We start from the raw sequence: 10,864 nt of genomic DNA on the forward strand, positions 1-10,864 counted from the left end.
GGCCGAAGCCCCGGAGATTTTTTGGGTACTTTTGTATCTCTACAAAAGTACCTCGCCCGGGGGCGAAACATCCCTTTGTCCAAACTTCCGTCCCGCCCGCAGGCAAAATCCACTGATAAACTAAAATTTACCGTTCTTGCCCATCCGATTATACTATGATATAATTAGTTCCCACCCAGAACGGAGAGGAGGCGCCCACCATGAACAAACGGCATCGGATCATCCCACGGCTTCTGGCCCTGTTGGTGTGCCTTGCTCTGCTGCTTCCCCTGCCCGTCTCCGCTGCCGACTTATACTTCACGTCCGTCAACGATAATCTTCTCCCCCTGACGGCCGACACTATGCCTCTCTGGTCCGGAGGACAGCTCTATGTGCCCTACACAGTTTTTGATAAAGACTCCACAGGCGTAAATCTGGATCTTTACGGCAGCTATGACCGCAGCAACTCCACCGTCACCATTTACAAGCTGCGAAAGATCCTGGTCTTTGACCTGCGGGCCGGGACCTGCCGGGATGATACCACGGGCGAAACTTTTTCCTCCCGGGCCATCATACGAAATGGCCGCCCTTACGTCCCTCTGAATACAGTCTGTGACTTCTTCGGGCTGAGCCGCTCTTACATCGCCATCAGCCAGGGCTATCTGGTCCGCATCAAAAGCGAGGCGGCGGTTCTGTCCGACGCCAAATTTGTTGACGCTGCCAGCGAACTCATCAACTTGAGGCTGCGGGAGTACAACCAGAGCCTCAACCCCGCTCCTGTTTCTCCGGGCTCCAACGCCGGAGCCAGCACCGGTACGGATACGGACACTCCCTCCGTCACGCCAAATGACACCGCAGACGATCCCAACTCCCCCGATGTGGGCACCTACCTGGCTTTTCTCTGCCGTCCGGGCGGGGATCTGACCGGAATTCTGAACGCTTTGGACACGCAGGGCAATTACGCTCTGTTTCTGATGACCCCCCAGGCACTGGAGGAAAACCCCGATCTGGTGCGCCGCATTCTGGGCACCGGGCACAGCATCGGGCTGTTGGCCGACGGACACGACCTGGAGGAGACCCGGGCACTTCTGGAACAGGGCAACCGCATCTTGGAGCAAACGGCCCACGCCCGCACCACCGTAGTCTGGGCCCCCAAGGACCAGCGGTCCGCTTTGGAAGCTGAGGGCTGGGTGTGCTGGAACGAGTCCGTGTCCCTTTCCCCTTCTGACACGGTGGGCGCTAACGCTTTCGCGTCCAGCGCCCTGCGCCGGCTGGAGGGGCGGACCCGCACCACCTACCTGACCCTGCCCGGGACGGCCAACACAGGTCGGGTGTTGAGCGCCCTGCTTCGGCAGCTGAAAGCCAACAACTTTGTGGTGAGCATTCCCATGGAGACCAGACTATGAGATATGTGGATTTGAAGACCCCCCGCCCGGCGGCGGGACAGGAGGCGCTGGTGGCCCGGCTGGTCCGGCATCTGGAAGCCCGGCTCAAGGACTTTGGCCCCGGGGGGCCGGAGGTGCTTCAAGCCGACCAGGAAAGCGGCCTGGTGGCCGCCCGTTTCCCCGGCCATGACCCGGCCCAGCTGCTTGTCCGGTTGGAGCAGGAATACGGTGTTTTGGCGGTACCGGAGCACGACAGGGCGGTATTCCGTCTCTCCCCGGACACCCGGTTTGAGGACCTGGATTATGTGTGGGGCTGTCTGTTTGAGCTCTTATGACCAGAAGGGGAGGTGCTTTATTGTCTCCTACCCCTATGTTCATTGGCAGGAACGAAAAAGAATTGGGACCGTTCCGTTCCCCTCTCAAACGGTCCATTCCTCCAAACCCTTTGGTAGGATGGGTTAATCGACAGACTCAGCGCCGCAGGATGACCTGCGGCGCTTTCCTTTTGGCCCTATTATAACAGACATATCGCGCCCCGCCCGACACACTTTCCGGGGCCGCAGCGTTCATCTATTCATCCCTCGATCTGCCCACGATAGCCGGCGATCCCGCCGATATTCGTGACATTGGTATATCCCATGGACCTCAACGCGGAAACCGCCCGGCTGCTGCGGGCGCCGCTGTAGCAGTAGACAAAAAGGGGCGTGTCCTTGTCTTGGACCAGCTCGGCTGCTCTTCCAATGTCCTGCACATCCACATTCCTGCTGCCGGGGATATGCCCCTGGGCGTACTCTTCGCCGGTGCGGACATCCAGCAGGACTGCGCCGGGCGTTGCCTGAACCCGCGCCACTCCGAAGTTGATGTCAGCCGGTTTCAACCGATCAAAAAATCCCATAGTGCACCCTCCCGTGTTTCTCTAGTATTTTATCAGGATAGCCGTATTCCATCCAAAACAGTGCCGGAAAGTTATGACAAAACTGATGGCGGATTCATCCCATATAGTGGCTCATGGCCAGCATCAGGCAAAAGCCGCCCAGCAGAGCGTAGGTCGCGCCGCATTCGCAGCCATGGGCGTGGGTTTCAGGGATCATCTCGTCGCTGATGACATAGAGCATGGTGCCCCCGGCAAAGGCCAGGGCAAACGGCAGAACGGCGGCGGACAGGCTGACGGCAAAATATCCCAGCAGGGTCCCCAGCACCTCAATGAGCCCGGTGGCCAGCGCCGCGATGAAGGTCCTGCCGCGGCTCATCCCGGCCGCCAGCATGGGGGCGATGATCACCATACCCTCCGGGATATTCTGCAGCGCAATGCCGGCGGCGATGGTCATGGCCTCCCCGGTATTGCCCGTACCGAAGCCGACGCCCGCGGCGACGCCCTCGGGCAGATTGTGGATGGCGATGGCCATGACAAACAACAGGACCTTATCCAGCTGCTCCGTCCCGGCGGGATGGGCCTCCTGGTCAACGCCGGTGAGACGGTGCAGGTGGGGCACCGCCTTGTCCATCAGATTCAGGCAGAGCGCTCCGCAGAAAATGCCGACCACCGTACCAGACAGTCCGCTCTTTCCGCCATACTCCAGCGAAGGGAGGATCAGTCCGATGACCGCCGCCGCCAGCATGACGCCTGCCGCAAGGGAAAGGACGATGTCACTGAATCGGTGGGAGATCTCCTTCAATGCAAAGCCCAGGACCGCGCCGATCACGGTGGCTCCGCCCACCCCCAGCGCTGTTAACAAAACAATCTCCATGTAAAAAATCTCCTTATATGTTCCTGTGACCGTACAGGCTGCCGCCGTCCGGCCCGCTGTTCCGGTTGTGGCCTATTATACCACAGGAAGTCCGAGAGATGAACCCCCAATCCGGCATGCGGCAAAACGCGCGCTGTGGTTCGTTCCACAGCGCGCGCTTTTTCATTTCGCTTTCAGCATCCGGCTGGCGTTGAGAATGGCGATGACGGACACGCCCACATCGGCAAAGACCGCCATCCACATGTTGGCCAGGCCCAGAGCGGACAGCGCCAGCACCAGGAACTTGACCCCCAGGGCAAAGACGATATTCTGGCGGACGATACCCAGGGTCTTCCGGGCGATCCGCACCGCTACGGGCAGTTTGGACAGGTCGTCGTCCATCAGCACGATATCGGCGGCCTCAATGGCCGCGTCGGAGCCCATGGCCCCCATGGCTACGCCGATGTCCGCCCGGGACAGCACTGGCGCGTCGTTGATGCCGTCCCCCACGAATACCAGCTGCTCCCCGGCCCGTTTGCCTGCCAGCAGCTGCTCCACCCGGTCCACCTTGTCCCCGGGGAGGAGGCCGGCGTGGACCTCGTCGATGCCCAGCGCCTTGCCCACGGCCTCGCCCACCGCCGGGGCGTCGCCGGTGAGCATCACCGTTCTGCGAATGCCGGCGGCTTTCAGTTCCCGCAGCGCCTGGGCGCTGGTCTCCTTCACCTGGTCGGCCACCAGGATATGACCGGCATAGCGATCCTCCAGCGCCACATGGATCATGGTGCCTACCCGGTCTCCCGACTCGTCAAATTGGACCCCCGCCAGCTTCATCAGCTTGGCGTTGCCCGCCCAGACCGTCATGCCGTCCACCACGGCCTTGACCCCGCAGCCGGCGATCTCCTCGGCGGAGGCAGCCCGCTCCAGATCCAGCCGGTCGGGCGCGGCGGAGCGGATGGACCGGGAGATGGGGTGGTCGCTGAACTGCTCGGCCAGAGCGGCCAGCGTCAAAAGCTCCTCCTCTGTCATGCCCACCGGACAGACCTCTGTTACCGCGAAGGCCCCCTTGGTCAGGGTGCCCGTCTTATCAAAGACCACGATCCCGGCCCCGGCCAGTGCCTCCAGATAGTTGCCGCCCTTGACCAGGATGCCCTGCTTGGAGGCACCTCCGATGCCCCCAAAAAAGCTGAGGGGAATGGAGATGACCAGCGCACAGGGGCAGGACACCACTAGGAAGATCAGGGCCCGCCGGAGCCACATGCCAAACGGGCCCATCCCCAGCAGGGGAGGCAGGATCGCCAGGGCCAGGGCGGCAAAGACCACCGCCGGGGTGTAATACCGGGCAAACTTGGTGATAAAGTGCTCCGCCTTCGCCTTTTTGGAGGCGGAGTTTTCCACCAGGTCCAGGATCTTGGCCACGGTGGACTCGCCGAAGGGCTTGCTCACCTTCACCCGGAGCAGACCACTCAAATTGACGCAGCCGCTGATCACATCCTGGCCCTCCGCCACGTCCCGGGGCATGGATTCGCCGGTGAGGGCGGCGGTATCCAAAGCGGAAGTACCCTCTGTGACCACGCCGTCCAGAGGGACCCGTTCTCCGGGCTTGATGACGATGATGTCTCCCACGGACACCTCCTCCGGGTCCACCTGGACCAGCCGGCCCTCCCGCTCCACGTTGGCATAATCAGGACGGATATCCATCAGGTCGGAGATGGACTGCCGGCTGCGGGCCACGGCCACGCTCTGGAACAGCTCGCCCACCTGGTAGAACAGCATGACAGCCACCGCCTCGGGGTACTCTCCGCAGCCCAGGGCTCCCACAGTGGCAACCGCCATGAGGAAATTCTCGTCAAAGACCTGACCGTTCAGGATGTTGCGCAGGGCACGCCACAGCACGTCCCAGCCAATGACGGCATAGGGAACCAGATAGAGGATCAGCCCCAGCCAGCCCGTCACATCCGCCAGCTTCAGCGCCAGAAACAACACGGCGCTGACGATAATGCGCCGAAGCATCTTTTTTTGCTTTTTCGTCATAGGTGGTTGCTCCTTTGTTTGAAATAAAGAGGTAAATTTTAGTTTATGGATGTATTATGGGGCGTCGGGGACGCCGCCCCCTACGCACGGTTCACAATATGGCTTCGTAGGGGGCGGCCTCTGGACGCCCCGCCCGTAGGGCGGCCCCTTGGGGCCGCCGCCAAAATACGGCGGGGGACGATTCCCCCCGTCGGGGGGAAATGGCCGAAGGCCAAAAGGGGGAGGGATAAACCCCCGCCCTACCAAGCCCTCACCCTACATGAAACGATAAACTAAAATTTATTTTATGACAACCTCGCAGTCGGGCTCCACTTTTTTACATACCTTGACAGCCTCTTTCACGATGTCGTCAAACCGGGCGTCGTCCCCCTCGATGGTCATCTTCTGGGTCATGAAGCTGACGGTAGCGTCGGTGACGCCATCCAGCTTCTTGATCGCGGCCTCCATCTTGGCGGCGCAGTTGGCACAGTCCAGGTCAATCAGCTTGAAGGTCTTTTTCATAGTATGGCACTCCTTTTTAAAATTGATTTCATAGCATCCCTTTTGCTTGTCGGAGTCCCGGAGTCACTCCAAAATATGCTCCATGCCCTGGGACAGGATGCGGATCACATGCTCGTCCGCCAGAGAGTAATAGACCGTCTTGCCTTCCCGGCGGAATTTCACCAGCTTGCTGGCCTTCAGCACCCGAAGCTGGTGCGACACGGCGCTCTGAGACACCTCCATCAGCTTGGCGATGTCGCACACGCACAGCTCCGACTCCAGCAGGGCGTACAGGATCTTGACCCGGGTGCTGTCCCCAAAGATCTTAAACAGCTCCGCCAGATCATACAGGGTCTCATCCGGCGGGAGCAGCCCTCGCACCTGCTCCACCGCATCCTGGTGGACCAGATTTTCTTCGCAGCAGGGGGAATCCATCCGTTCCATGCTCGGTCTCCTTTCAATATATGAACATGTATTCATATGTTTGATTGTACTATACTCCCGCCTTTTCGTTTTGTCAACAGGAAAATGGGGCGAACTATGGCATTTTTCCACAGAGGCTGATATAATAATGACCACTGATCTCCGCGGTGGCTGCTGCTTGCTCCTTCCGGTCGGCTTTCCCAATACCGCCGGGAAGGCATTCTGCCCATGTTTCAATGGGCTGCTCCATTGGAACATTCTGCGCTCCGCCGGAGCGTCCCCCCACATTTCACCCACAAAGAAAGGATAATCGTCATGGAACATAACAAGGAATTTCTGAATCTGATCCTGGACCGCCGCAGCTGCCGCAGCTTCCGGCCTGACCTCCCGGACCGGCCCACCCTGGCCGCCATTGTGGAGGCGGGCCGCTTCGCCCCCAGCGCCCAAAACTGCCAGCTGACCCGCTTTTATGTGATCACCGACCCCAAGGTGCTCGCCGGCATCACCGACACTGTGAGCCGCCGGATGAAGCATTATGCCGGCCGGGACTGCCGCTATGGGGCCCCCGTCCTGATTCTGGTGACCAACTCCAAGTCCAACAGCCTCGCCCTTCAGGACACCTCCTGCGCCATGGAAAACATGATGCTTGCCGCTTCCGCCCTGGGTCTGGGTTCCTGCTGGATCAACCAGCCCCACCACCTGACCGACGATCCGGAGATGCGGGCGCTGCTGGCCCCCATCGGAGTCACCGAGGACGAGGTCATCTGCGCCTCCCTCTCTCTGGGCTGGCCCGCCGATCCGGTCCACCCCGGCCGCAAGGAGCACAAGGGCAACCCGGTATTTTGGGTCGGCTGAAAATTTTCCGACGATCCGGGAACCTTTTCCCCGAACCAGCGTCAAACCACTTGCAAACCCCAAAAATGACGCTGATTATTCAGCCCCGAAAAGGAGTTTTTATCATGAATCGACGCACCCTGTCCCTGCTTCTGGCCTGCGCCCTGTCCCTGTCTCTTCTGTCCGCCTGCGGCGGAAAGGGAAATGATTCCGGTGCTTCCGGCAGCGGCAGCGGAGATGTTCTGCCCGAAGGCAGCGCCAGCATCTCCGCACCTGATGCTTCCGCACCCGACGCCTCCGCGCCCGATGCTTCCATCCCTGACGAGAGCACCCCCGAAACGCCCGATCAATCCGCCATCCCCGACGGTCCCAGCCTGGGGCTGAACAAGTCCGACTTCACCCTGTCCAAAGCCGGAGCGGCCTACAAGCTGAAGGCCGTGGTCACCGGCGTGGAAAACGCCAAGATCACCTGGTCCTCCAGCGACGAGAACGTGGCCACCGTGACTCAGGACGGCACCGTTACCGCCGTGGCTCCCGGCACCACCACCATCACCGCGCAGTGCGGCGAGCTGACCGTCCAGTGCGTCGTCCGCTGCCGCTGGGAGGAGCAGGCCGAGACCGCCAAGCCCGACGGCTCCGGCTCCGCCCCCTCCGCCAAGGTGGACCTGGCCGCCTTCTACACCTCCGTCACCGGGACCTATGAGTTCTCCAACTTCCTGGAGCTGGCCGACAAGGAGATGACCGACGCCTTCTACCCCGGTCTGACCGACATCGCCACCGAACAGTGTCTGGTCTACGCCACCATGATGAGCATGAACAACGGCGAGTTCGCACTCATCCAGGTGTCCGACAGTAAGGACGTGGACGCCGTCAAAGCCATTCTCCAAAAGCGCATCGATGACATGGCCAACGGCGGCGCCTGGTATCCCGAGCCCACCCGGATCTGGACCGAGTGCTCCAAGGTGGTCTCCAACGGCAACTACATCATGATGGTGGTCAATGATGACTACCAGGCCATCGTGAAGGATTTCAACGCCCTGTTCTGATCCCAACATTCCAAAACGGCGGACGAGTTCTCGTCCGCCGTTGTTCTGAGGAGGTCCCCCATGGTCTTTTCCACCCCCATTTTCCTGTTCTGTTTTCTGGTCCTGACTCTGCTGGTCTACTATGTGGTGCCCCGGCGGTTCCGGAACCTGGTGCTGCTGTGCGCCTCCCTGCTGTTCTACTACTGGGGGGAGCAGGCCTATGTGGTCATCATGTTCCTGTCCACCGCTATCGACTTTACCCACGGCCTGCTGGTGGAGCGGTGCAAAAAGCGGGACAACGACAGGGGCGCCCGGCTGGCGGTGGCCTCCTCCATCCTGTTTAACCTGGCCCTGCTGTTTTTCTTTAAGTATTGGGACTTCATCGCCGGCTCTCTCCAAGCCATGGGGCTGACCTTTATGCCGGTGCTGAACATCCACCTGCCCATCGGCATCTCCTTCTATACCTTCCAGACCATGAGCTACACCATTGACGTGTACCGGGGAGACGCCCGGGCCCAGCGGTCCATCCTCAACTTCGGTACCTTCGTCACCCTGTTCCCCCAGCTCATCGCCGGCCCTATCATCAAATACAAGGACCTGGGGGATCAGATCGACAGCCGTGACACCTCCACCGAGAAGTTCGCCTCCGGCGTCCAGATCTTCATGGTGGGGCTGGCCAAAAAGCTCCTCATCGCCAACAATGTGGGAATGCTGTGGGACAGCTACAAAGCCATGGCCCCCGCCGATCTGACGGTGGCCGGGGCATGGCTGGGGGTGCTGGCCTTCACCTTCCAGATCTACTTTGACTTCTCCGGTTACTCCGACATGGCCACCGGTCTGGGCCGGATGCTGGGCTTTGAGTTCCTGCCCAACTTCAACTACCCCTATATTTCCAAGAGCATCACCGAATTCTGGCGGCGGTGGCACATCTCCCTGTCCACCTGGTTCCGGGAGTATTTGTATATCCCCCTGGGGGGCAACCGCTGCTCCAAGGCCCGGTGGATGTTCAACCTGCTGGTGGTCTGGACAGCCACCGGCATCTGGCACGGGGCCAGCTGGAACTATCTTCTCTGGGGGCTGTATTTCTTCTGCCTGCTGATGGCGGAAAAGTTTTTCCTGCTCAAGCTGCTGGAAAAGGCCCCCGCCCTAGTGCGTCACCTGTACACCCTGTTTTTCGTGGTAGTCAGCTGGGCCATCTTTGCCATTGAGGACTTCGGCCACCTCACCGCCTATCTGAAGGTCATGTTCGGCCTGGGCGGTGTGCCCCTGTCCGACGGGGCTCTGGTCTACTACCTGACCGGCTATCTGCCTGTCTTGTGCGCGGCAGCTCTGGCCTCCACCCCCCTGGGCGTAACGGCGTACCAAAAGCTGCCCCGGCGGGCGGCCCAGGTCTCCGGCGCCGTGCTGATCCTGGCGGGGCTGGTGCTGTGCACCGCCTATCTGGTGGACGGCACCTACAACCCCTTCCTGTATTTCCGTTTCTGAGGAGGCGCGACATATGACGAAAAAATACAGTATCGTTCTTACCGCTCTGTTCTGCGCCTTTATCGGCGGGATCTTCCTGGTCAGCCTGCTGCTGCCCAAAAAGGAGTTTTCCCAGCTGGAAAACCGCTACCTGCAAAAGCCCCCGGAGCTCAGCCTGGAGTCCTTGACCGACGGCCAGTTCATGGAGGACGCCGAGGACTATGTCTCCGACCACATCGCGGGACGGGATTTCTGGGTGGCGGCCAAGGCCTGGAGCGAGCGGCTGTCCGGCAAGCAGGAGAACAACGGGGTCTACTTCGCCAAGGACGATACCCTGATCAACCGGGTGGACACCCCCGACCCGGACAAGCTGGACAGGGACATGAGCTATGTGGACGCCCTGGCGGGCAACGTCTCCGTCCCTGTTTACTTCGGCCTGATCCCCACTGCCGCCGCCATCTGGTCGGACAAACTGCCGGCGGGCGCTCCAACCGCCGACGAGCTGGACATTATTGATCGGCTGTACTTCAGTACCGGCGCCAACACCGTGGACGTGGCGGGGGCACTGGCCTCCCACAAGGATGAGCCCATTTACTACCGCACCGACCACCACTGGACCAGTCTGGGAGCCTTCTACGGAGCCAACGCCCTGCTGGAGGCCATGGGGATGGAGCCGCTGGACTTGAGCAACTACGAGAAGGCCACCGTGACCGATGACTTCAACGGAACCATTTTTTCCTCCTCCGGAGTACGCTGGGTCAAACCGGACCAGATCGACACCTACGTCCCCGGGGACGGGGTAAAGGTCACCTCTTACTTTACCGGCCAGCCCCAAGAGGGCAGCCTGTATGTGGACAGTTACCTGGAAGTCAAGGACAAGTATTCCTACTTTTTGGGTGGACGGCAGCCCCTGTGCGTCATCGAGACGGAGCACACCGACGCACCCAAGGTGCTTATTATCCGGGACTCCTACTCCGACTCCCTGGCTCCCTTCCTGACGGAGCGGTTCTCGGAGATCCACCTCTTCGACCCGCGGGACAATCTGACCAGCGTCAAGGGCTATGTGGAAGAACACGACATCGACGCCGTGGCGGTGCTGTATTCCTTTTCCAACTTTGCCAGTGACAAGAATCTGTTCCTGCTGGGAAGATAAATTTTAGTCTATGGTTGGAGTGTTTTTGGAAAGGATTCCGCTCTGCGGAGCGGGTTTCTTTCTGAACGATCAGAAAGAAACCAAAGAATCGCCGGGGCGGCCACGCGCAATTCCATTGCGCTATCCGCGCCGCCCCGGCCCCCATTACGGAAGAGCAGGCGGCCTTGCGTTGTTCGTACATCGCAAAATATGAGAGCACTCACACCGCCTTTTACTTCGCAAAATGGAGAAGATTTTACGGGGGATAAGCAATGCAGCCCGCCTCGATGGCGGCAAAGACTGCCAGCAGTTGTCTCTTACCCACCTGGCCTGCCGGGCCGCCCGAGTGTGCCCCGTTCTTGAAGTAGTCTGGCATAAACGAGA

The 10,864-nt window shown here is 60.3% G+C and carries 11 protein-coding genes; 6 read left to right on the plus strand and 5 right to left on the minus strand.

What is annotated here, in order from left to right; genetic code table 11:
- The first annotated feature begins 200 nt into the window (after positions 1-200).
- Both I6E39_RS10700 and I6E39_RS10705 read left to right on the plus strand, forming a co-directional pair.
- Entirely contained in the window at positions 201-1,385 is a 1,185-nt protein-coding gene (locus tag I6E39_RS10700) for a polysaccharide deacetylase family protein (RefSeq protein WP_235381571.1), read from the plus strand.
- The gene (locus I6E39_RS10705) at positions 1,382-1,699 is read left to right on the plus strand and encodes a hypothetical protein (protein WP_235381572.1); all 318 of its coding nucleotides are present in this window, start codon (positions 1,382-1,384) and stop codon (positions 1,697-1,699) included. Before I6E39_RS10700 ends, I6E39_RS10705 begins: the two co-directional genes overlap by 4 nt.
- Before the next feature lie 239 nt (positions 1,700-1,938).
- On the opposite strand, the gene I6E39_RS10710 is transcribed toward I6E39_RS10705, so the two are convergent.
- The 5 genes from I6E39_RS10710 to I6E39_RS10730 form a co-directional block, all read right to left on the minus strand.
- Entirely contained in the window at positions 1,939-2,259 is a 321-nt protein-coding gene (locus I6E39_RS10710) for a rhodanese-like domain-containing protein (RefSeq protein ID WP_235381573.1), read from the minus strand.
- 94 nt (positions 2,260-2,353) lie between these two features.
- Entirely contained in the window at positions 2,354-3,112 is a 759-nt protein-coding gene (locus tag I6E39_RS10715) for a ZIP family metal transporter (protein ID WP_235381574.1), read from the minus strand.
- A 162-nt stretch (positions 3,113-3,274) separates the two neighbouring features.
- Entirely contained in the window at positions 3,275-5,122 is a 1,848-nt protein-coding gene (locus tag I6E39_RS10720) for a heavy metal translocating P-type ATPase (RefSeq protein WP_235381575.1), read from the minus strand.
- A 279-nt stretch (positions 5,123-5,401) separates the two neighbouring features.
- Positions 5,402-5,623 carry a cation transporter gene (locus I6E39_RS10725; protein WP_235381576.1) on the minus strand — a complete coding sequence of 74 codons (222 nt, stop codon included), beginning with the start codon at positions 5,621-5,623 and terminating at the stop codon, positions 5,402-5,404.
- Positions 5,624-5,686: 63 nt separating this feature from the next.
- On the minus strand, positions 5,687-6,037 hold the full coding sequence (locus I6E39_RS10730) for an ArsR/SmtB family transcription factor (RefSeq protein WP_420908192.1): 351 nt from the start codon (positions 6,035-6,037) through the stop codon (positions 5,687-5,689).
- Positions 6,038-6,340: 303 nt separating this feature from the next.
- On the opposite strand from I6E39_RS10730, the gene I6E39_RS10735 reads away from it, so the two are divergent.
- The 4 genes from I6E39_RS10735 to I6E39_RS10750 all read left to right on the plus strand — a co-directional run bounded on the left by I6E39_RS10735 (position 6,341) and on the right by I6E39_RS10750 (position 10,501).
- Positions 6,341-6,880 carry a nitroreductase family protein gene (locus I6E39_RS10735; protein ID WP_235381578.1) on the plus strand — a complete coding sequence of 180 codons (540 nt, stop codon included), beginning with the start codon at positions 6,341-6,343 and terminating at the stop codon, positions 6,878-6,880.
- Between the two features lie 104 nt (positions 6,881-6,984).
- On the plus strand, positions 6,985-7,905 hold the full coding sequence (locus I6E39_RS10740; protein WP_235381579.1) for an Ig-like domain-containing protein: 921 nt from the start codon (positions 6,985-6,987) through the stop codon (positions 7,903-7,905).
- Positions 7,906-7,965: 60 nt separating this feature from the next.
- On the plus strand, positions 7,966-9,369 hold the full coding sequence (locus tag I6E39_RS10745; RefSeq protein ID WP_235381580.1) for an MBOAT family O-acyltransferase: 1,404 nt from the start codon (positions 7,966-7,968) through the stop codon (positions 9,367-9,369).
- Positions 9,370-9,382: 13 nt separating this feature from the next.
- On the plus strand, positions 9,383-10,501 hold the full coding sequence (locus I6E39_RS10750; RefSeq protein ID WP_235381581.1) for a DHHW family protein: 1,119 nt from the start codon (positions 9,383-9,385) through the stop codon (positions 10,499-10,501).
- Positions 10,502-10,864: the final 363 nt, after the last annotated feature.

Source organism: Pseudoflavonifractor phocaeensis, from assembly GCF_021531375.1.
Lineage (GTDB): Bacteria > Bacillota > Clostridia > Oscillospirales > Oscillospiraceae > Lawsonibacter > Lawsonibacter phocaeensis_B.